This window comes from Paenarthrobacter sp. OM7 (assembly GCF_029873575.1).
Lineage (GTDB): Bacteria > Actinomycetota > Actinomycetes > Actinomycetales > Micrococcaceae > Arthrobacter.
In genome coordinates, this window is sequence record NZ_CP123579.1 from 591,588 (window position 1) to 612,960 (window position 21,373).

Below are 21,373 nucleotides of genomic sequence, written 5' to 3' on the forward strand. Positions count from 1 at the left end.
TGGTGGATGGTTGATGTTGCGGGGAGTCGTTGGGTTATTACAGGTGCGGCCGGGACGATTGGAACTGCCTTGCGGACGGCCCTCGCCGAGATGCAGGTTGAGCTGGTGTCCACCGATATCCGCCCGGTGTCGCCGGTGGCCCCGCAGGATGTGGTGGCCACCGCGGATCTCAGTGACCTGAACTCATTGGTGGAGCTGTTCGAAAACGCGGATGGCGTGATCCACCTCGGGGGAATTCCTGATGAGGCGGATTTCCATGACTTGGCGGAGGTGAATATCGTCGGCACGTATCACGTTCTCGAGGCTGCCCGGCGCGCCGGAGTGCCTCGAGTGGTCTACGCCAGCAGCAACCGTTTGACGGGTATGTACTCAGCCGGCGATCCGGTCTCATCGGACATGCCACCCCGTCCCGATGGCTTCTACGGAGTTTCGAAAGTCGCGGGAGAAGCCCTGTGCCGGCTCTACGCGGACAAATTTGGCATCAGCACCATCGCCGTACGTATCGGCAGCTACGAACATCGACCGGGTTCCGCCCGCGAGCAGCGGACCTGGCTTAGCCCGTCAGATGCGGTTCGGGCTTTCCTCGCCACGATGACCACCGCAGAACACGTCGCCGTCTTTTACGCCGTCTCCGCGAACACCGGCCGGTGGTGGGACCTAAAGGCGGGAGACGCCGTCGGGTTCATTCCTGAGGATGACGCAGCCCGATGGGGAGCGGCGGAGGATTATGATCCAAACTTGCCTCAGGGCGGGATCTACGCGAGCAAAGAGTACTCCATCGGCAAGATGTCCTTGTAGCAGGGGGTGCTTAGCGCTGCGACGGCGCGAAAGCGATCTCCTCGGTGCGGGCAATGCCTCGCTCAATGGCCGCCTTGTCGATGCCCAGAAGCGTGGTGAGCCACATGCCGTTTTGCACCACAACGATGTCGGCCGCCCGCTCCCTGCATTCTTCGGGAGACAAGCCGGAAATGGCATTCCCGATCAATGCCGCAAGGCCTTGGAGATACCTGTCAAAAGCTGCGGCATTGATCTGTGCAAAGTCCTCATGTGCCTGCGCCAGGGCCCACAGATGGAGGCGGAGGGACAGATACGGCGTGGTCAGGAGCCCTGGGTCCGCAACCCTACGGAGAGACTCGCGGAGTTGTTCGTCCGGGGTGGAAGTGGGCGAAGGCTCCACCAACAGGAGGTCGTGCTCTTCAATCTGGTGGAGCACCGCGCGGATCAAACTCGATTTGTCTTCGTAGTAGTAATTCACCAGCCCCAAGGCGACGCCGGCTTCCCGTGCCACGGCACGCATATTGATGCCCGAAATGCCGTGGCGGGACAGTAGTTCCAGTGCCGCTTCAAGAATGCGCTTCTGTCTGTCAACCTGTTCGCCGGACTTGACGGTGCTTGTACCCATCCGGCCAGACTATTGCCTAAGCCAGATCGGCGCATCCTGACCATTCAGAGGTTCTTTTCCGAGTAAACCCGCAGCGCATCCCGGACGAAGGCCGCCCCTGTTTCACCGCCATAATTGGCGGCAAACCTTGGATCAGCGACGTACATCTCGCCGAGTCCCGTGACGTAACCCTTGACGTCTCCGCCGGGTGCCGTCGTCGGGGTTCCCGGAATTCCGCGAAGCCATTCGACGTGGCGCCGTGCAAGATCCTGCGCTTCAGCGCTGTCCGGTGCTACGCCTGATTCGGCGGCGGTTATCCAGTCCGTGCCCAGCTTTTGTGAGCGGTCTTTCCACTGCTGCTTCTCGTCGGCGCTCATTCCGCGCCACCACGCATCGCTGGCGGCGTAAGCATCCTTGCCCCAGCGCTCCTCCACCTCGTCCTTGTACTGAGTGTGGTCGAAGCCATCAAACATGTTCTGTGCCATGTACTTTCCATCCCCTTTCATTGTGTCGATGGTCTGCCGGACGGACGCGATCTGCCGGGTCAGCCTGTCCTGCTCCTGCGCGAGCCATTCCAGATGGCTGCTTAACGCTTTGACGGTGTCCGTCTCTCGATCGAGAACTTCGGCGATGGCCGGGAGGCCAAGCCCCAGTTCCCGGAGCAGGAGGATGCGCTGGAGTTGGACCAGGGCCGGACCGTCATAGTAGCGATAGCCGTTATGGCCGGTCCGGCTTGGTTTCAGCAGCCCGATGTCGTCGTAGTGACGCAGCGTGCGGCTGGTGGTTCCTGCAATCTTGGCGATTTCCTGAATTGACCAGTCCATACGTCCTCCGTCCTGTGCCTGTTCTTCGACAGTAGGGGTTGACGTTACGTCAAGGTCAAGGGGATGGCTGCCAGCACTTAGTCGGCCAGGATCAGGTAGAGGGCGCGGCGGGTTTCGTCCAGCTTCTCAATGGCTGCCTGGCGCTGTTCATCGGTGGCGGCTGAGCGGAACTGGTGGACGACACCCATGAGCTTGCCGACGCTCTGGTGGAAGGCGGCGGCGGTTCCGTCGGCTTCCGTATTCCAGGCGTTGGCCAGTTCTTCCTCATGCTCGGCAACATAGGCCTTGCCATCGTCCGTGAGCGTGAACTCGGTACGTCGGCCTTCGCCGACGGCGACGATCAGTTCTTCATCCACCAGTTGCTGCAGGGTGGGGTAGACGGATCCGGGGCTGGGACGCCATGCGCCGGATGTTTTCTCCGCAATGGTCTTGATGAGGCCATAGCCGTTGGAAGGAGACTCCGCCAAGAGCGAGAGAATCGCTGCCCGGACGTCGCCGCGGTTGGCTCGGCGGGAGCCGCCAGGGCCGAAGCCCCTTGGGCCGAATCCGGGTCCAAAGCCGGGGCCAAAACCGCCCGGTCCAAAGCCGGGGCCAAACCCGCCGCCTCCGTGTCCGCCCGGTCCGCGTCGGCCCTTGCCCCGGTTAAAGCGGCCTCGGCCGTGTCCGGGTTCGGGGTGTCCGTGGTCGTGCTCGGGGAATGGGTTGCCGTGTTCGTTGATGCCTTTCATAACAGCATCGTCCTTTCGGTTGTCCTTACGCCGAAGGATAATCGGCGATAGTTAACGATATATCGGTGACTATCGCGACGTCAAGGGTCGATAAAAACCAAAACTGCCCCGCCCAGAGGGCAGGGGCAGCAATGTGGGGCGAAGGGCGGCTATGACAGCGGGGTGACGTAAGCTCCCGAAATACCGCCATCCACCAGGAATGTCGACGCCGTAATGAAGGATGCGTCGTCACTGGCCAAGAAGGCGACGGCAGCCGCCAGCTCTTCCGGTTCCGCGAAGCGACCCAGCGGCACATGGACCAGGCGGCGTGCTGCCTTCTCCGGATCCTTGGCGAAGAGTTCCTTCAACAGCGGCGTGTTCACCGGCCCCGGGCAGAGTGCGTTGATGCGGATGCCCTGGCGCGCGAATTCGACGCCGAGTTCCCGGCTCATGGAGAGCACGCCACCTTTGGAGGCGCTGTAGGAAATCTGGGAAGTAGCGGCACCCATGACGGCAACGAAGGACGCCGTGTTGATGATGGAGCCCTTGCCCTGCTCCTGCATGTAGGGAATGGCGTATTTGCAGCAGTAGTAGACCGAGGTCAGGTTCACTTCCTGGACCCTCCGCCAGGCATCGATGCCCGTGTCCAGGATCGAGGCATCGTCCGCGGGGGAGATGCCGGCATTGTTGAAGGCAATGTCAACGCTGCCATATGTCTCTTTGGTCTGGGCATAAAGGTTGCGGACTTCTTCCTCGCTGGTCACGTCCACCTTCACGAACAGGCCGCCAACTTCGCTGGCCGCGGCAATGCCGGAGGTCGGCTCGATGTCCGCGATCACGACGTTGGCGCCCTCTGCGGCCATCCGGCGTGCTGTGGCCAGGCCGATGCCGCTGGCGCCGCCCGTAATGACTGCACTGCGGCCTGCGAGGCGGTTGGAAACTACTGCTTGCATGGGGTGCTCCTTAGGGAAGTGGTGGAAAAGACTAGGCGGATTGGGTTGAGATGAAAACGTTCTTGACGTCGGTGAAGGCGTCCAAGGCATCCGGGCCGAGCTCGCGCCCCAGACCTGATTGTTTGAAGCCGCCAAAAGGTGTGGAGTAACGGACGGACGAGTGTGAATTGACGGACAAGTTGCCGGACTCGACGCCGCGCGCCACGCGAAGGGCCCGGTCTACCTTGGACGTCCAGATGGAACCGGACAGGCCATACTCGGTGTTGTTGGCGATCCGGATGGCGTCGGCTTCGTCCTCGAAAGGGACGACGGCGACTACCGGACCGAAGATCTCATCGGTGAATGACGGCGCGTCCACGTCCGGAGTCAGAACGGTGGGCGGGAACCAGAAACCCGGACCCTCCGGCGCCTTGCCCTGGAAGGCGACCGGGGCGCCGTCGGGCACGAATCCTGAAACTGTACTGAGCTGTTGCGCGGAGATCAGTGGACCCATCGTTGTGGCTGCGTCGGCGGGATCGCCGACGCGCATTCCCATAACCTCGGGTTCCAGCAGTTCGAGGAAGCGGTCGTAGACATTTCGTTGAACCAGGATCCGGGAGCGTGCGCAGCAATCCTGGCCCGCGTTGTCGAAAGCGCCACCCGGCGCCGCAGCCGCCGCAAGCTCAAGATCGGCGTCGTCGAAAACGATGTTGGCGCTCTTACCGCCAAGTTCCAGCGTCACCCGCTTCACTTGGTCTGCACAGCCGGCCATGATCTGCTTCCCGACTCCGGTGGAGCCGGTGAAAACCACTTTGCGCACGGCAGGGTGGGTGACGAATCGCTGCCCCACCACGGAGCCCTTCCCGGGAATCACCTGGAAGACACCTTCGGGAATGCCTGCTTCAAGGGCAAGCTCACCCAGCCGGATCGCCGTCAGCGGTGTCACCTCTGCGGGCTTGAGCACCACGGTGTTCCCTGCCGCCAGTGCAGGTGCGAAACCCCAGCCGGCAATCGGCATGGGAAAGTTCCACGGGACGATCACACCCACCACGCCCAGCGGCTCATGGAACGTCATGTTGACCCCGCCGGCCACGGGAATCTGGCGGCCGAAATGCCGTTCCGGAGCTGCGGCATAGTAGTTCAGCACATCACGGACATTGCCGGCTTCCCACCGGGCATTTCCGATGGTGTGCCCTGCATTGCGTACCTCCAGTTGGGCGAGGTTCTCCAGGTCATGGTCGACGGCGGCGGCGAACCGCCGGAGCAGCAGCGCACGGTCCGCGGGCGCCACGGACCGCCACGACTCGTATGCGGCAGCGGCCTTTGCGATCGCAGCGTCCGTCTCTGTCAGGCCTGCGAGTGGGACCGTCTGGATGACCTCCTCGGTGGCCGGATTGATGACATCAAAGACTGTTGCAGTCATGCGGGGGACATCGCTTTCATGGTTGCGGTGTGGTCGTTACGGTAGTTCGCGGCTGCTTCCACGAAGCCGCGGAAGAGCCGGAGATCGTGCGGGTTCTGCTCCGGGTGGAATTGGACTCCCAACACCCAGCCGCCCTCCCTGGTTTCCAGGGCTTGGACCATGCCGTCTGCGGAGCGGGCTGTCACGCGCAGGGCCCGGGGCACAGAGTCCATGGCCTGGTGGTGGTAGCAGGGCGACTCAGCGGTGTCGCCGAGGAGATCGTTGATCAGGCTGCCCGGCGTGGTGCTGAAGGCCGCCTCGCCATACACACCGGGCGCTGGTTGGCACCTGGCATCCGGGTTGACGTCCGGGATGTGCTGGATCAGGGTCCCGCCCAACACGACGTTCAGGAGTTGCGCGCCACGGCAGATGGCGAACAGCGGCAGCTCACGTTCCAGCGCAGCGCGGAGAAGGACGGAATCGTGGCTGTCCCGCAAGGGCTGCGGCTGCGTCCTGGGATGGGGAGCCTGCCCGTAAAGTGAAGGATCGACGTCGGGCCCTCCCACCACGATCAGCCCGTCCACCAGGTCCAGGACCGTAGGGTCGGTACCGCTGGGTGGCAGCAGTATTGGAGTGGCGCCGGCCGCCACCACAGCCTCGACGTACGTGGCGGGGAGGATGGCCGCCGTCGTATTCCACACTCCCCAGGAGGCCTCCTGCAGGTAGCTCGTGAGTGCGATCCGGGGCCTGTACTTTTCAGAGTCGCTCGAAGCCACGGGTCCGCTCCCAGTCTGTGATGGCGCTGTCGTACGCGGTGAGTTCCACCGTGGCGGCGTGGACGTAGTGGTCCACCACGTCGTCGCCGAAGGCCTTGCGGGCGATGCTGCTTTCGGCGAGCAGATCGCGGGCGTCCCGCAGGGTGGTGGGCAGACGGTCCGCATCGGATTCGTACGCGTTGCCCTTGGTGATGGCCTGCAACGGGAGGTCATTCTCGATCCCGTGAATCACCGCCGCGATCATGGCTGCGACGGCGAGGTACGGGTTGACGTCGCCGCCGCCCACACGGTTTTCGGTGCGGAGGCCCCGGCCGTGTCCCACGACGCGCAGCGCACAGCTGCGGTTATCAAGGCCCCAGGCGATAGCCGTCGGCGCAAAGCTGCCCTCCACGAACCGCTTGTAGGAGTTGATGTTCGGGGCCAGGAAGTAGGTGAGTTCGCGCAGTGCTGCCAACTGTCCCGCCACGAAACGTTCCATCACGGGACTGAAGCCGTGTTCGCCGTCGCCCGCCAAGACGGGGTTGCCCTCAAGGTCGGTGAGGCTGAAGTGGATGTGGCAGGAGTTGCCTTCGCGCTCGTTGAACTTGGACATGAACGTGATGCTCTTGCCGTGCCGGTCCGCGATCTCCTTGGCACCGTTCTTGTAGAACGAGTGCTTGTCACAGGCCGCCAGGGCCTCGTCGAAGCGGAACGTGATTTCCTGCTGCCCCAGGTTGCATTCGCCCTTGGACGATTCCACAACCAATCCGGCGGCCTCCATGTTGGTGCGGATGGAGCGGATCACCGGTTCCAGGCGCGCGGTAGCCAGCAGCGAATAGTCCACGTTGTACTGCGTTGCGGGCGTGAGGCTGGTGTAGTTCTTCTCCCAGGCCTGGCTGTAGGAGTCGGCGAACATGATGAACTCCAGCTCGGTGCCGGCGTAGGCACGGTAGCCAAGCTTTTCGAGTCGTTCGATCTGGGCCTTCAGGATCTGGCGGGGGGAGGCAGCAACAGGGGTGTGATCGGTCCAGAGCACGTCGCACTGCACTATCGCGGTGCCTTCCAGCCACGGAACCCGCCGCAGGGTTGAGATATCAGGCATCATCACCATGTCCCCATAGCCTGTCTCCCACGAGGACATGGCGTAACCGTCCACCGTCTTCATCTCGACATCGACGGCGAGAAGGTAGTTGCAGCCTTCGGCTCCGTGGTCCAGGACGTCCTCCATGAAGGACCGTGCTCCACAGCGCTTGCCCTGCAGGCGTCCCAGCGCATCTGTGATGGCGACAATGACTGTATCGATGTCGCCGCTGTCTATCAGCCCCCGCAGTTCGTCGAGGGTCAGTTGTTGGTTCCGGGCTGACGCTTTGTTTTGCTCATTCATGGTGTCTCCGGGGTTCTTGTGTGTGGACATTTGTTGTTACTTCAGTTCGGCTTCCGCCATGGCCAGTTGGGCGAACTCTTCTTCGGGCGCGCCCGCCACGATCCGGTGCCGGCTGTAGAGCCAGTAGTAGAGAAGGGCGGCGGCAAAGATTGCCGCCGTGATGGAAGCTGCAAAGACGTCGACGACGAACGTCGCCACGACTGCCACGGCGGAAAGGACCAGGGCAACCGAGGTTGTGACGATCCCGCCGGGAGTCCTGTAGCCGCGCTCCAAATGGGGTTCCTTTTTGCGCAAAACGATGTGGGAGAGGTTGAGCAGGACGTAGGAGACCGTGGCTCCAAAGACGGCTATGTTGATCAACAAGGCGCCGTCCTGCGTCACTGCTGCGAGCAGGAAGCCTATGGTGCCGGGAATGATGAGGGCCCAGTAGGGGGTGCGACGCGCCCCGGTGAGGGAGAGCCAGCGGGGGAGGTAACCTGCCCTCGAGAGTGCGAAGAGCTGCCGGGAGTAGGCGTAGATGATGGAGAAGAAACTGGCAACCAACCCTGCCAGGCCGGCGTAGTTGACGAAGTCGGCCAGGAACGTGTTACCGCCGTAGGCGATGCGCAATGCTTCGGGGAGCGGGTTGTCGGATCCGCTCATGGCTTGGGAGCCGGCGGCTCCGGGTACGAGGACCAGCATCAACGCTCCGAAGACCACCAGGATGATGACGGCCACGATGATGCCTCGCGGCATGTCCCGCTTCGGGTTGGACGTTTCTTCGGCCGCCAGCGGAACGCCCTCCACGGCCAGGAAGAACCAGATGCCGTAGACGAGTGCTGCGAGGATGCCGCTGACACCCATGGGTAGGAAGGCGCTGGAGCCTGCGGAGCCGTCCGGGACGATGTCGAAGAGCCTGGCAGGGTCGAATTTGGGAAGGAGGCCTATCACCGCGGCGATCAACGCAACCGTGGCTACTGCCGTGATGCCGAACATGATCTTCAGCGCCTCACCTACGCCACGGAGGTGGATCCCAATGAAGATCACGTAGGTGACGAGGTAGACCGGCCAGGAGTTGGTGAGCCCGAAGAGCCCCAGCGCTTCCACATAGCCGCCGATGAACGTAGCAATGGCAGCCGGCGCTACCGCGTACTCAATCAGGACTGCCATACCCGTGGCGTATCCGCCGAGTGGACCTAAAGCCCTGCGTGCGAACGCATAGCCGGCGCCCGCCGTCGGGAGCGTTGATGAAAGTTCGGCGAGGCCGAAGACCATGCAGGTATACATCACGGCCATCAGCACGAAGGCAATGAGCAGGCCGCCCCAGCCTCCCTGGGCGAGGCCCAGGTTCCAGCCCGCGAAGTCTCCGGAGATGACATACGCAACCCCCAAACCGGCCAGGAGGATCCAGCCGGCGGCACCTCTTTTGAGGCGGCGGTGCTTCAAATACTCTTCCTCGCCACCGGGTGGCTGGTGCGCTGTTTCCATGCGTGTTCCTAACGTCTGAGGAATGCTTGTGGGAGAGTTCAACGTGAGGATCAAGGGGAGATCCTAAAGGACTGTTTTCAGTCCAAAGTGTGCTTCAAAGTCTGAAGTGTGATCTGCGCCTCGTCAAGTGCTTTCGTAAAAACACTCACTTTTGCTTGTATAGGTAACGGCCCAATGGTGTCTTTGATGACCATTGATGATCCACACGGCTACTATGAAAGCAGCAGGCACCCTGGGTGCCGTGGTCCGCGCGGAAGGAGGTGCAGTGCCCGACTCGCCCTTTGGCCCGTCCTTCTCGATGCTGCGTCCGGTGAGGGGCGGCAATGCGTTCGAGGAAACCATCGAGCACATACTGCAGACCATCAAGCTGGGTATTTTCGCTCCCTCTGAAAAGTTGCCCCCGGAACGTGAACTGGCCGAACAGCTGGGGGTCTCCCGTGCAACACTCCGGGACGCCTTAGGGGAACTGCAGAGCGCTGGTTACCTTGAGGTGCAGCGGGGGCGGTACGGGGGAACATACGTCTCCACCGCCACAGTGCAACGGACGCCTGATAACAGCCCACTGGACCCGGCCGAAGTTGAAGACGTCCTGCTCTTCCGGTCCATCATTGAACCCGCTGCGGCCGTCCTGGCAGCGAAAGCGGATCTATCGGCGGCAGCACGGCAGCACCTCCAGGTGTGCCTTTCCGAAGTCAGCGCGTCCCCTGCTGAGGGCTACCGTCCACGGGATGCGCGGTTTCACATCGCGATCGCAGAATTGTCCGGATCCGCAAGCTTGGTCAGTGCAGTGGCTGAAACCCGTGCGCGACTCAATGATCTCCTGGACCGCATTCCACTGCTTGCTACCAACCTGGACCATGCCAACGAGCAGCATGTCGAGATTGCGGATGCCATTCTGCGTGGTGATGCTCCTGCTGCCGAGCGGGCTGCCGTGGAGCACCTTGAAGGAACCGCTTCGCTCCTGCGCGGCTTCCTGGCCTGAGTTCCTTCACACCCGCAGCCGTCAGGAATCGGATGGCTCGCCGGCGTCGAACTCGTTGGTCTTGCACGCCAGATACAACGCCAGGTAGGCCACGGCTGTTCGTGTGGTCCAGCCTTGGAGATGCTCGATCCTCTCCAGCCGATGAATAAGCGTGTTCCGATGGATATGAAGGCGGCGCGCAGCACCCACCAAGGAAAAGCCGCTTTCGCACCAGGCAATCACGGTGCTGCGAACGGTATTCCAATCGCCCGCGGCCATAAGTGGCTCGGCCACGGCCGCTGTGTAGCGCTGCCTGGCACGCAGGCCGATGCCTGACAGCAACTGTTCCATGCGTACTTCATCGATGGTGGTGACGCTGCGGCGGGTGATCCGGCGACCCAGATGAAGAGCATCGGCTGCGTCTTCGTAGGCGGTGCGCATTTGGGTGGGGCCGGCCCCTTCGGTTCCGATGCCGATTTCGACGTCGGAGCCTAAGTGCGTGCGGAACTGCTCGACGCAATGACGGGCTTGGGACAGGATTCCGTCCATTCCATCCGGCGTGGGGTGTGCGAAGACGACGTAGCGATTGGCGCTGATGGAGACCGCGATTGTCTGGCGATGCTGAAAGCTCTCACGGAGCAGTACCAGTGCCCGTGGAAGCCACTCCGAAGTAGTGGAAGGAACAGGGGTGCGGCCGGGTGTGTGGACGACGACGGCGACCCGGCTGGCGGTAAGGTCTACGCCTTGGTCGTTCGCTTGGTCCAGCAGGGTTGAATGCCCCGTCACCAAGGGATCGAACGCAAGAATGCTGCGCACCAGGTCTTCCAGCTCACGCTCGCGTTGAAGGGTGGAGCGCAGCAGGGAAGCTTGATGGAGCAGGATTTCCGTCTGGCGTTCCACCATCAACCCAAAGCGGGTGACCTGGGCCGGGGAACCGGTGATACCCACAGTGCCCACGGCCTGGCCATTGAGCAGGATGGGTAGGGTGACGCCGGGTTTGACGCCCTCCAGCGCCCGGGCTTGGGCAGCCGAGTGGGTGGCCGACAGCCGTGTTCGGATCACCTCCAGGGACGCTTCATGGAAGCTGCCAACACGGCTCGTATCGCCACTGCCGATAACAGTGCCGTGGGCGTCGGTGATAAGGATGTTGAAGCCCACGATATGGCTGGTGTCACCAGCGATTTGCTGGGCAAGCGCCGGGGTCAGGGGTCCGGAGCCGGTACGGATGGTGGTCGCTGCCATGTCGGGATCGCCTTCGGTTTATTCGTACAACAAATCGGCCTGGAGTCGCAGAGAACATGGATGAATAGTCCAATGACTTTCATCACACCCAAGCCTACGGTTGTTACTAAGCGGCGCAAAGCCGAAACAGCAGACGGCGTTCTGCATCAGCATTAAACCCATCGAAAGGCGACCACCATGTTTCGTCGCATCCCCAAACCCCTTCGTACATCCGTCGTCGCAGTCCTTGGCGCCGTGACGTTGGCGCTGACAGCCTGTGGCGGCAACGGCGTCGCCAGTAATTCAGACGCACTGGACACCATCGAACCGGGCAAGCTGAAAGTGGCCATTCAGCCCTATATGCCATACACGGCAATGAAGGACGGCCAGCTGGTTGGCCTTGATGCCGAGATCCTGCAGGCTGCAGCGAAGAAGCTGAACCTCACTATCGAACCCCAGGTCACCGATTTCAACGGCATGCTTGGAGGTGTACAAAGCCGCCGCGTTGACATCTCCATCGGGGGAATTGCCTGGACCAAAGAACGTGCGAAGGCCGGCCTGTTCACCGATCCTCCCTACTACTCCCCGCCAGCGATGGCCGTCCAGGGCGACAAGGACGTCAAAACCCTTGCAGACCTCCGCGGCAAGAACCTGGGCACCGTTACGGGCTACGTTTGGGTCAAGTCAATCAAGGCGGTTCCAGAGGCCAAGCTCAATGCCTACCCTGACGCCAATGGGCTGTTCGCTGACGTCGGCTCCGGACGGGTTGACGTAGGTTTCGTGGACCCCTTGCTCATTTCCTATACCCAGGCGCAGCGCCCTGATCTGGGCATGCAGACCAAGTACCTGACGCCGCCCACGGACGAAGAAGTGCAAAAATCTCCGGACCTGGCCTATTTCCAGCCGTACATGACCAGCTTCTACGTGCCAAGGGAGGCACCGAAGCTGGAGAAGGCCGTCTCCGGAGTGATTCGCGAAATGTACGCCAACGGGGAGCTTGCGAGCCTGATCACCAAATACGGTGGCGACCCGGACCAGTACCTGAAGCCGTCGCCGTCCATGACAGCGGATCGGCGGGCCGAGGACCGCCCGGCCGACTGGACGGCTCCTTCGAACTGAACCGCCCGGTACCCATTCCAAAGGACAGGAACAATCATGAACCCCGCACCCGGCCTGTTTCAGGTGCCATGGCAGGAATACGTGCCAGCACTTGCCGATGGTCTGCTGAGGTCCCTTGGATACACCGCAGCCGGCTTCGCCGGCGCAGTGGTGATTGGACTCGGCGTCGCACTCCTGCGCATCAGTTCCCGTCGGCTGCTCCGGATTCCGGCTGCCGTCTACACGGAACTGTTCAAGAACATCCCTCTGCTGGCCATCATTTTCATTACCTACTTCGGCTTGGCTTCCATCGGTATCCGCCTGGATGCCTTCCAAGCGGGCACTCTTAGCCTGGTGATCTTCTACGGAGCATACCTTTCGGAGATTTTCCGGGCTGCCCTCCTCGGAGTCCACCCCGGACAGCGGGAAGCAGGCCAAGCCCTGGGCCTTGGGCCCACGGTGACCTTCACTGGCATCATCTTCCCGCAGGCACTCCGGCTCGCATTGCCCGGAACCGGCACCATGCTGGTGGACCTTTTGAAGTCCACCTCCCTGCTGGTGGTGATTTCGGCAGCGGAGCTCATGTCCCAGGCGCAGCTGATCGCCAGCGAAACGTTCCGCGCCCTTGAGGTCTACATCGTCATTTCCGCGATCTACTTTGTGGTCTGCTACCCGCTCTCGCAATTGGTCCTCAGGCTCGAACGCCGCGTGCAAGCAGGCGCCCCCTTGTCCCTCCGCCGGTACCGCAGATTGGCTCAGGCACGCGCCCTCTTGGCAGCAGCGGAAACCACGTCATACTCGGAGGTAAAGCCATGACGATCGGAAGAATTGAAACCAAAGGTCAAACGGTGAACAACGCCCGTCCGGTGGTCGAGATCAAATCCCTGGTGAAGTCGTTCTCGGGCCGCGTCGTGCTGGACAACGTGGACTTTACGGTCGAGCCAGGCAACATTGTCAGCATCATCGGCCGAAGCGGCGGTGGCAAGACCACCTTGATGCGATGCATCAACCTCCTTGAGCAACCCGATTCAGGCACCATAACGTTGCAGGGTGAGCCGGTGTTCGCAGGGAGGAAGACGGTCTGCAAGGATCTGGCCAAGCTGAGGCAGCGGGTTGGGATGGTCTTCCAACGCTTCTACCTTTTTCCCCACCTGACAGCCGTGGAGAATGTCATGTTGGCCCAAATGAAGGGGCTTAAGATCCCTGAGAAGAAAGCCCTCCACACTGCCCTGGAGTTGCTCGCCGAAGTGGGCCTGTCGCACCGGGCCCTGGCATTTCCGGAACAGATGTCCGGAGGCGAACAGCAGAGGGTTGCGATTGCCCGGGCATTGGCCCTGGGTCCCAGCCTCCTCCTGTTCGACGAGCCGACATCCGCGCTCGACCCCGAATCCACCCGGGACGTGCTGGCCGTCATGCGCCGCTTGGCCCAGTCCGGTATGACCATGGTCATCGTCACGCACGAGGTGCCCTTTGCCAGGGAGATCTCCGACCAAATCGTCTTCATAGATGGCGGCCACATCATCGAACAAGGTCCTCCGTCCGAGGTCATCGATAATCCGCGCGAAGAACGCACCAAGGCATTCCTCCGCTCCTACAACTCGGACAGCTAAGTTCCACTCCTGCACCGGCGGCGTCCATTTGGCCTGATAGGCCTTGCCGCTTCACGCTCCTACGCGCCCAATTTCCTTGAAAGAGAACCATGACTTCACTTCATAGCCCCGGCCGGACGGTTGACGTCGACGGCATCACAACCCCGGATTCGCCCTATCCATCGGCCACACGGGCAGGGGATACCGTCTACGTATCGGGTCAGGTTTCGTTTGGCGACGGCGGATCCGTCGTAGGTGAAGGCGACATCGAGGCTCAGACCCGGTGTTCCCTGGAGAGGCTTGGCAAGGTCCTGTCCACCTACGGCGCCAGCCTTGGCGACGTGGTTTCCTGCACGGTCTATCTCCGGGACGCCGCGCTCGCGGAGGCATTCAACAGGACCTGGGTCTCTGTCTTTGCCGGACATCGACCGTCCAGGGCCACGGTTGTTGCCGAGTTGCTGGACCCGCGGCTCCTTGTGGAAGTGCAGGCAACAGCCTGTTTGCCGCAGGGCGGACCTGACCGGGCGGAGGCATGGAAATGAAACTCCTGGTGGTCGGCGCTGGCATCATTGGTGTCACAACGGCCTACGAGTTGGCTCGGCGCGGACACGACGTTGAAGTAGTGGACAGGGAGGCCGCTGAAACACTCGCCACCAGCGACGCGACGGCGGGCCTGATCGCGCCGGGGCACTCCTTCGCCTGGGCCTCGCCGTCCGCACCCAAGGAATTGCTGAAATCAATCTTCAGCGCAGATACCTCGATCCGGGTAAAGCCGCGCCTCGACGCTGAGCTTGTGTCGTGGGGGCTGAAGTTCCTGCGTGAATGCACCGGCCCACGGGCACATCGAAACACCCTGGCAAAGCTGCGCCTCGCCCAGCGGAGCCAACAGCTCTTCAACGCGATGATCGCAGGAAAGGGCATGGACTTCCGGCCTTCAACTGGCGGCGTCCTCTATCTCTATCGCGACGCGGATGCCTTGGAACGGGCGATGGCGCATGGCAGCATCATGCGGGAGAACGGCCAGGCACAGCGGATCGTGTCCCGGGAGGAGCTGCTCCAGCTCGAGCCAGCCCTGGCCAACAGCCACGTCAGGTTCATCGGAGCTGTCCATGATGAAACTGATGCAACGGGAAATCCCGCCATATTTGCCGCGGAGGTCCGAAAGTTGTGTGAGGAGTTGGGGGTGCGCTTCACGTTCGACACAGCCATAGTGGGGATCCGATCAGACAGTTCACCGGCCGGTGTTCCCCGGGTGGCAGCGCTCAGGAGCAGCCAAGGTGAGCTTGTCGCTGACCGGTTCATCCTTGCAGGTGGCCCGGAGAGCGCGCGCCTGGCCAGAACTGCCGGTGTCCGCCTCCCCGTTTATCCGGCGAAGGGCTACAGCCTCACCGCTCCCATCAATGAAGGAGCCCCCGCCCCCGGCTTGGGCGGCATTGACGAGAGGTCCTTGGTGGCATGGTCAAGGTTTGGGGATCATTTGAGGATGTCCGCTACGGCAGAGTTCGCCGGTTACTCGCAGCAGTACGCCCGGAAGGACTTTGCAAACATCCTCAAAGCAGGGAAGGAACTCTTCCCCGGGGTGCTGGACCTCAGCAGGGCTACCTACAAAGTGGGGCTAAGGCCCATGACTCCGGACGGACCGCCCATCATTGGCCGGGCAGGCGAAAGCAACCTCTACATCAACACCGGTCACGGGCACCTCGGGTGGACCATGGCCTGCGGGTCCGCAGAGATGCTGGCGGACCTGATCGACGGCAAACCTACGGTGCTCGCGGCCGAGCCTTACGCCGTTGGCCGCTAGGTCAGGTTATTTCCACCACGTATCAAAGATCGTGACCGGAACTGTCCTCTTGTGGCGCGTGCGGAGATACTTCTGTTCGATCAGTTCCGCGGCGTCCTGGGGGATGTCGCGGCCTTCGAGGTAGTCGTCGATCTGGTCGTAGGTGATGCCGAGCTCGTCTTCGTCGGTGCGGCCTGGCTTGTTATCCAGGAGATCGGCGGTGGGAACCTTTTCCCAGACCCGAGAAGGTGCGCCGAGTTCGGCCAGGAGGGTGCGGTTCTGGCGCTTGTTCAGGCCGAACAGCGGCAGGATGTCCGCGCCGCCGTCGCCGAACTTCGTGAAGAAGCCCGTCACTGACTCTGCGCCATGGTCAGTGCCGATCACCAGGTAGTTGTGTTCGCCGGCCAGTGCATATTGGGCGATCATGCGCGCGCGGGCTTTCGTATTGCCCTTATGGAAATCGGAGATCGGTGCCCCCGTGGTCTTTTCGAATTCGTCCTCGAAACCGTCCACTGCCTGGGAAATGTTGTAGGTCCACTCGGTCTTGGCCTTGATGAAATCGAGGGCCGCCTGCGCGTCGTCTTCGTCATGCTGGATGCCGTAGGGGAGTCGGACGGCGACGAAGTTCGCTTCAACGCCTTCGGCTTCGAGCTCCTCGACGGCCAATTGCGCCAAGCGGCCGGCAAGCGAGGAATCTATGCCGCCGGAGATGCCAAGAACGAATCCCTTGGTGTGTGTCGCCTTCAGGTAATCCTTCAGGAAATCAACGCGCTTGCGGACCTCCTCTGCAGGGTTGATCCGGGGCTGGACGCCCATTTCTTCAATGATCTTTTCCTGGAGTTCGCGCATGGTCCAACACTAGTCAGCCCGGTCACCCAGGCTCAACCATGTTGCGCCGCGATTCGGGCTAATCGGAAGGAACCGGACCCGTTGAGCCGCGGACTGTGAGATGGGTGGGCATGACCGAGCGATTCCGGTTCCCGCCACCGGCGAGCGGGTTCAACTGGGCCAGCAGCATGGACACGGCCACCCGGCCGGCCTGCTCGATCGGCGAGCTCATGGTGGTCAGGGGAGGGTTGCAGAAATCCGCGCCAAAGATATCGTCGCAACCCACGATGCTCATATCTTCAGGCACCCGGAGGCCGCGTTCGCGGAGTCGTTGCAGCATCCCGATGGCGATGAGGTCATTGAAGACGATGCACGCCGTGACTCCGCTGTGGACGGCAGCATCCGCAGCAGCAGCGCCGGATTGGGTTTTGGGTGCGAAGGGGCCAAGGCGGCGGACCTCCACTCCGCGTTCCTCCGCGGCTGCTGACAGTGCGGCCCAGCGCCGGGCACTGGACTGCGAAACGGCGGGACCGGAAACGTAGGCAACGGACGTGTGGCCCCATGAAATCAGGTGGTCCAGGGCCTGCGGCATGGCTGAGGGGGTGTCGATGATAACTGCGGGGACGCCATCGACGTCGCGGTTTACAGTGACCATGGGCATCAGGGCTGCGGCAGCGGCCAGTGCTTCATCGTTGAGGCGGGACGCAGCCACAATCACGCCGTCGGCGCTTTTGCGCAGCTGCTCCAGCGTGCTGGCCTCCACCTCGTCCGATTCTTCGGTATCCACGAGCAACTGCGTGTAGCCGGCGGCCTTGAGCTGCAACTGGGTTCCTCGGATGAGGTCGAAGTAGAACGGGTTGGTGATGTCCGGAACCAGGACTCCAACAGCTCCGGTCTTCCCTGAACTCAGGGCTTTCGCCTGCGAGTTGGGCGTGTAATTAAGCTCGACGGCGGCAGCTTGGATCCGCTCGCGGGTGCGGATATTGACGCGCTCCGGGTTGGCAAGGGCCCTCGAAACAGTGGATGCCGCGACGCCGCACAGCGCAGCGATGTCGTGGATGGTGGCAGGCCGGCCTGTTGCCATGGGTTGCGTCGCCACGGGCGTTCCTCTCTGAACGACAAGATCATCCGGCTGTGACCACTGCCACACCGTGAGTCAAATATGCCACATGATGGCAGCGCATGGCAATCGGTTGTCAAAAGTGTGCCAAGGTGGCTAAACTCGTGATGACAAGACACTCCTGTGAACTGCGTCACCGTGCTCCGGCCGGTGGCGTCGCAGGGCTACCTAGGAGAATTCGTGACCCACCCCCAAGCCGTGTGGAGCCTGTCCGGTTTCGGCGACGAAGTAGATCCAGATCCCGCTATCCAAGCCGCCGTGCTGCTGGCCCTCGGCGCGAGCCACCTTGAAGTCCGCAGTGCCTGGGGCGTCAACGTGTCCGAACTGGAGCCGGAAGCTGTCCAGCGACTGAAGGCGATCCTCGACGACAAGGGCCTCAAGGTCTCGGCTGTAGCCAGCCCCATCGGCAAGGTGGATGTCAGCCTGCCGGTGGAGCATGAGCTTGGACGCCTCCGCCGGATCATCTCGGTCGCGAAAGCCCTGGACACCAAGTACGTGCGCATCTTCTCCTTCTACCGGGGCGAGGCCCAGGGTCAGGAGGAGATTCGGGATGCCGTGATGGAGCGCATGAAGGCCTTGGCTTCCGAGGCAGCCGCCCATGATGTGGTTCTGCTTCACGAAAACGAAAAGGGTATCTACGGCGACACCCCTGAGCGTGTCCTGGACATCATGGAAACGGTGAACTCCCCGGCCCTGCGCGTCGCATGGGACAACGCCAACTTCGTCCAGGTGGGCGTCAAGCCGTACACCGAGGGCTACGCCTTGCTGCGCCCATACCTGGAGTACTTGCAGGTGAAGGATGCGATCGCCACTACTGGCGAGGTTGTTCCTTCCGGCGAAGGCGACGGCGAGCTGGATGCCACCATCGCTGCATTGGCCGCCGACGGGTACAAAGGCTTCGCGTCGCTGGAGCCGCACCTTGCCAGCGCCCACGAACTGGGCGGCTACTCCGGCCCTGTGGCTTTCGGCGTCGCAGCCAGGGCCTTCGCCAGCCTGGCCGCCAAGAACAACGTCACCCTCGCCTGAGACCGGCAAGCAGGACCAGCACTCAGCTCCACCAGCATCCAGCTCCACCAGCACTCAACGCATCAGCATCACCATCCGGCAGCATCATCCTTCGAAGGAGCAGGACATGCCAACAGCGGCAGTCATCGGTTGCGGCGACATTTCAACCGTTCATTTTGAGGCACTATCTGCGGTCGGGAGCGCGGAGTTGGTGGCAGTTTGCGATACCAATCCGGAAAGGTTGGAGGCGGCGGCAGCCGCCCACGGCGTCCCCGGCTATGCGGACTACCTGGACATGCTCCAGAAGGTGCGTCCCGACGTCGTGCATGTTTGTACGCCACACCACCTTCATGCCTCCGTGGCCGCCGACTGCCTTGAACGCGGCGTCCATGTGATCGTCGAGAAGCCCCTGGCCCACACGTTGGAAGAGGGGCAGCGCCTGATTGAGGTGGCGGAGCGGAGCGCGGCGAAGATCGGCGTCTGCTTCCAGAACCGGTACAACGCGACCTCGCAAGCCATGCGTGAACTGCTCGACGGCGGCACCTTGGGTCAGGTGATCGGCGCCTCGGCAACCGTCATGTGGCACCGGGACGGCAGCTATTACGAAAGCCGTCCATGGCGTGGAACCTGGGCGGAGGGTGGAGGTGGCCTGATGATGAACCAGGCCATCCACACGGTGGACCTGCTGCAGTGGCTGGTGGGTGATGTTGCCAAAGTGGAGGGCCACGCGTCCACCCGTTCGTTGGGCGGCGTGATCGAGGTGGAAGACACTGCGGAGTTTGTTGCCGAGCATGTCAACGGCGCCCGCAGCGTTTTCTACGCAACCCTGGCCAATGCCGTCAATGCCCCGGTGACGCTGGACATTGTCACCGAGAAGGCAACTCTGAACCTGCGGGGCGATCTTACGGTGACTTATGTCGATGGGACCGTCGACGTCGTCCAGGAGCGGGTGGCGGAAACCGGGGGAAGGTCCTACTGGGGTGTTTCCCATCAGTTGTTGATCGCGGACTTCTACTCCACGTTGGCCCACCCCGGACCTTTCTGGATCAACCCTGCCGAGGCGGGCAAGTCCCTGGGGATCATCAAGGACATTTACGCGCAAAGCTACCCGGACATGCTCGAGCGGGTGCGCTGAACCATCCGTGCAACCGTTGGGCGAAGGGCCGGAAACCCCAGGGATTCCGGCTGTTTTCGCGTGACGTTCAGTCTCTCCAGGCGTCTTGCCCCGACGCTTGGCAACAATTTAAGAAACTTTTGACAATCGGTTGCCAAAATCAAACAAAGTCCGTACTGTAAATCTCACAACCAGAAAAGTGTGGCGCAGGCCACACGCCCCAAGCTCTGACTCGCATCAGGCAAAGACTCAGTAGGAGCCGACAATGAAGTTAGGTCCCAAGGCGGCAGCAGCCGCCATCGTCCTCAGCGCCTCCCTTGCGCTTACCGCATGTGGCGGCGGGGGTGCCGGCGCTGGAAGTGGTTCGACTGCCGGCAGCAAGACCGTCACGGCCCTGACGTTGGGCACCCTGAGGGACCTCACCTCCTGGGATCCGGCACAGGCCCACGTTGGCCACGCGCTCCAGCCCTACCAGGCAGCCTACGATTCACTGATCCTCCGCGAACCGGACGGCAAGCTGAGCCCCATGCTGGCAACCGCCTGGAAGTACAACGACACCAACACCAAGCTCACCGTCGACCTCCGCACGGACGTCACCTTCAGTGACGGTGCCAAATTCGACGCCACGGCAGCCAAAGCCAATATGGACCACTTCAAGAAGGCCAACGGCCCGCAGATGGGTCAGCTTGCCTCGGTGTCCGATGTTGCCGTGGTGGATGCTGACACCATTGACATCAACCTCAGCTCACCGGAACCGGCCCTTGAGTACTTCCTCAGCCAGGCAGCCGGCCTGATGGGAAGCCCCGCCGCGCTGGGAACCGATGCCATCAAGACCGTTCCGGTAGGATCCGGCCCGTACGTGATGGACAAGGCCGCTTCCGTGAAGGACTCCCAGTCCGTGTTCACCGCCCGCGAAGGGTATTGGAACAAGGATCTCCAGAAGTTCAAGAAGCTGACGCTGAAGATCCTCCTGGACCCCACCGCCCGCACCAACGCTCTGGTGTCCGGCCAGATTGACGCCACGCTGCTGGACCCCAAGAACGGCAAGCAGGCCGAGGGTGCCAAGATGAAGCTCGAAACCAACCAGGTTGACTGGTCAGGCCTGCTCCTGCTGGACCGTGACGGCACCAAGAACCCGGCCCTGGCCAACCTCAAGGTCCGCCAGGCCATCAACCACGCCTTTGACCGGAAGACCATCCTGGACCAAGTCATGCTGGGCCAGGGCACTCCCACCACGCAGCCATTCGGCAAGGACAGCGGTGCCTGGTCTGAGGAGCTGGAGAATTACTACAGCTACGATCCCGAGAAAGCCAAGCAGCTCCTGAAGGAGTCCGGTTTCGAGGGCAAGGTCAGCTTTGAAGTTCCCACCCTTCCCGGCGCGGAAACCTTGATCTCCGTCCTCAAGCAGCAGCTCGCAGATGTGGGAATCACGCTGAACCCCGGCGCAGCCATCACCAACACCTTCACCTCGGATGTTGCCGCCCAGAAGTACCCGGCTCTCTTCTTCAACCTCTTCCAGGGGCAGCCGACGGTGGCAATCGACCAGATCGTCTCCACCAAAGCTCTCTACAACCCGTTCAAGACCACCACCCCTGAGCTTGAGGCCAAGATCGCGGCCGTGCGCACCGGTGGTACGGATGCCGGCAAGCTGGCCCAGGACGTCAACAAGTACGTGGTGGAACAGGCTTGGTTCGCCCCGCTGTTCCGCGTGAACCAGATGTACTACCACAACGACAAAGTGAACGTCACGCCGCAGGTCCAGCAGGCCGTTCCTTCCATCTACAACTACTCGCCCGCCAAGTAGG

Annotated in this window: 21 protein-coding genes; 10 read left to right on the forward strand and 11 right to left on the reverse strand. The window is 62.1% G+C overall.

What is annotated here, in order from left to right:
* Positions 1-6: 6 nt before the first annotated feature.
* Positions 7-798 (forward strand): NAD(P)-dependent oxidoreductase, encoded by a 792-nt coding sequence (locus QEH68_RS02875; RefSeq protein ID WP_280626353.1) that lies wholly within the window; start codon positions 7-9, stop codon positions 796-798.
* 10 nt (positions 799-808) lie between these two features.
* On the opposite strand, the gene QEH68_RS02880 is transcribed toward QEH68_RS02875, so the two are convergent.
* The 8 genes from QEH68_RS02880 to eat form a co-directional block, all read right to left on the reverse strand.
* Entirely contained in the window at positions 809-1,402 is a 594-nt protein-coding gene (locus QEH68_RS02880) for a TetR/AcrR family transcriptional regulator (protein WP_089593492.1), read from the reverse strand.
* Between the two features lie 44 nt (positions 1,403-1,446).
* Positions 1,447-2,205 (reverse strand): MerR family transcriptional regulator, encoded by a 759-nt coding sequence (locus QEH68_RS02885; protein WP_280626354.1) that lies wholly within the window; start codon positions 2,203-2,205, stop codon positions 1,447-1,449.
* A 77-nt stretch (positions 2,206-2,282) separates the two neighbouring features.
* On the reverse strand, positions 2,283-2,933 hold the full coding sequence (locus tag QEH68_RS02890; RefSeq protein ID WP_280626355.1) for a PadR family transcriptional regulator: 651 nt from the start codon (positions 2,931-2,933) through the stop codon (positions 2,283-2,285).
* A 149-nt stretch (positions 2,934-3,082) separates the two neighbouring features.
* A complete protein-coding gene (locus QEH68_RS02895; RefSeq protein ID WP_280626356.1) occupies positions 3,083-3,865 on the reverse strand; it encodes a 3-oxoacyl-ACP reductase in 783 nt (260 codons plus the stop codon).
* 31 nt (positions 3,866-3,896) lie between these two features.
* A complete protein-coding gene (locus QEH68_RS02900; RefSeq protein WP_280626357.1) occupies positions 3,897-5,267 on the reverse strand; it encodes an aldehyde dehydrogenase family protein in 1,371 nt (456 codons plus the stop codon).
* Positions 5,264-6,022, reverse strand: a complete 759-nt coding sequence (locus QEH68_RS02905) for a gamma-glutamyl-gamma-aminobutyrate hydrolase family protein (protein ID WP_280626358.1) — start codon at positions 6,020-6,022, stop codon at positions 5,264-5,266. Before QEH68_RS02905 ends, QEH68_RS02900 begins: the two co-directional genes overlap by 4 nt.
* On the reverse strand, positions 6,003-7,385 hold the full coding sequence (locus QEH68_RS02910; RefSeq protein ID WP_280627960.1) for a glutamine synthetase family protein: 1,383 nt from the start codon (positions 7,383-7,385) through the stop codon (positions 6,003-6,005). The genes QEH68_RS02905 and QEH68_RS02910 overlap by 20 nt, the downstream gene beginning before the upstream one ends.
* Before the next feature lie 36 nt (positions 7,386-7,421).
* Positions 7,422-8,852 carry an ethanolamine permease gene (gene eat / locus QEH68_RS02915; protein ID WP_207596090.1) on the reverse strand — a complete coding sequence of 477 codons (1,431 nt, stop codon included), beginning with the start codon at positions 8,850-8,852 and terminating at the stop codon, positions 7,422-7,424.
* 214 nt (positions 8,853-9,066) lie between these two features.
* Between eat and QEH68_RS02920 the strand changes: the two genes are divergently transcribed.
* Positions 9,067-9,834 carry a GntR family transcriptional regulator gene (locus QEH68_RS02920; protein WP_280626359.1) on the forward strand — a complete coding sequence of 256 codons (768 nt, stop codon included), beginning with the start codon at positions 9,067-9,069 and terminating at the stop codon, positions 9,832-9,834.
* 21 nt (positions 9,835-9,855) lie between these two features.
* Here the strand turns inward: QEH68_RS02920 and QEH68_RS02925 are convergent, their stop codons facing one another.
* Positions 9,856-11,055: a sugar diacid recognition domain-containing protein gene (locus QEH68_RS02925; protein WP_207596091.1), complete on the reverse strand. Its 1,200-nt coding sequence runs from the start codon at positions 11,053-11,055 to the stop codon at positions 9,856-9,858.
* Positions 11,056-11,232: 177 nt separating this feature from the next.
* Here QEH68_RS02925 and QEH68_RS02930 point away from each other — a divergent pair, with 177 nt between their 5' ends.
* The 5 genes from QEH68_RS02930 (at position 11,233) to QEH68_RS02950 (ending at position 15,522) form a co-directional block, all read left to right on the forward strand.
* Complete coding sequence (locus tag QEH68_RS02930) at positions 11,233-12,153, forward strand: transporter substrate-binding domain-containing protein (RefSeq protein ID WP_089593501.1); 921 nt, start codon at positions 11,233-11,235, stop codon at positions 12,151-12,153.
* A gap of 36 nt (positions 12,154-12,189) precedes the next feature.
* Positions 12,190-12,948, forward strand: coding sequence for an amino acid ABC transporter permease (locus QEH68_RS02935; protein ID WP_089593502.1), 759 nt, complete (start codon positions 12,190-12,192; stop codon positions 12,946-12,948).
* The gene (locus QEH68_RS02940) at positions 12,945-13,742 is read left to right on the forward strand and encodes an amino acid ABC transporter ATP-binding protein (protein WP_089593503.1); all 798 of its coding nucleotides are present in this window, start codon (positions 12,945-12,947) and stop codon (positions 13,740-13,742) included. Before QEH68_RS02935 ends, QEH68_RS02940 begins: the two co-directional genes overlap by 4 nt.
* Positions 13,743-13,831: 89 nt before the next feature.
* Positions 13,832-14,263 (forward strand): RidA family protein, encoded by a 432-nt coding sequence (locus QEH68_RS02945; protein WP_089593504.1) that lies wholly within the window; start codon positions 13,832-13,834, stop codon positions 14,261-14,263.
* Positions 14,254-15,522: an FAD-dependent oxidoreductase gene (locus QEH68_RS02950; RefSeq protein WP_089593505.1), complete on the forward strand. Its 1,269-nt coding sequence runs from the start codon at positions 14,254-14,256 to the stop codon at positions 15,520-15,522. The genes QEH68_RS02945 and QEH68_RS02950 overlap by 10 nt, the downstream gene beginning before the upstream one ends.
* Before the next feature lie 6 nt (positions 15,523-15,528).
* Here the strand turns inward: QEH68_RS02950 and nadE are convergent, their stop codons facing one another.
* Together nadE and QEH68_RS02960 are read right to left on the reverse strand one after the other, a co-directional pair.
* Positions 15,529-16,350: an ammonia-dependent NAD(+) synthetase gene (gene nadE / locus QEH68_RS02955; protein ID WP_207596093.1), complete on the reverse strand. Its 822-nt coding sequence runs from the start codon at positions 16,348-16,350 to the stop codon at positions 15,529-15,531.
* 58 nt (positions 16,351-16,408) lie between these two features.
* A complete protein-coding gene (locus QEH68_RS02960; protein ID WP_207597446.1) occupies positions 16,409-17,413 on the reverse strand; it encodes a LacI family DNA-binding transcriptional regulator in 1,005 nt (334 codons plus the stop codon).
* A gap of 216 nt (positions 17,414-17,629) precedes the next feature.
* Between QEH68_RS02960 and QEH68_RS02965 the strand changes: the two genes are divergently transcribed.
* The 3 genes from QEH68_RS02965 to QEH68_RS02975 all read left to right on the forward strand — a co-directional run bounded on the left by QEH68_RS02965 (position 17,630) and on the right by QEH68_RS02975 (position 21,372).
* Complete coding sequence (locus QEH68_RS02965; RefSeq protein ID WP_280626360.1) at positions 17,630-18,475, forward strand: sugar phosphate isomerase/epimerase family protein; 846 nt, start codon at positions 17,630-17,632, stop codon at positions 18,473-18,475.
* 106 nt (positions 18,476-18,581) lie between these two features.
* Positions 18,582-19,589 carry a Gfo/Idh/MocA family oxidoreductase gene (locus QEH68_RS02970; protein ID WP_280626361.1) on the forward strand — a complete coding sequence of 336 codons (1,008 nt, stop codon included), beginning with the start codon at positions 18,582-18,584 and terminating at the stop codon, positions 19,587-19,589.
* 244 nt (positions 19,590-19,833) lie between these two features.
* Positions 19,834-21,372, forward strand: coding sequence for an ABC transporter substrate-binding protein (locus QEH68_RS02975; RefSeq protein WP_207596096.1), 1,539 nt, complete (start codon positions 19,834-19,836; stop codon positions 21,370-21,372).
* Position 21,373 lies beyond the last annotated feature (1 nt).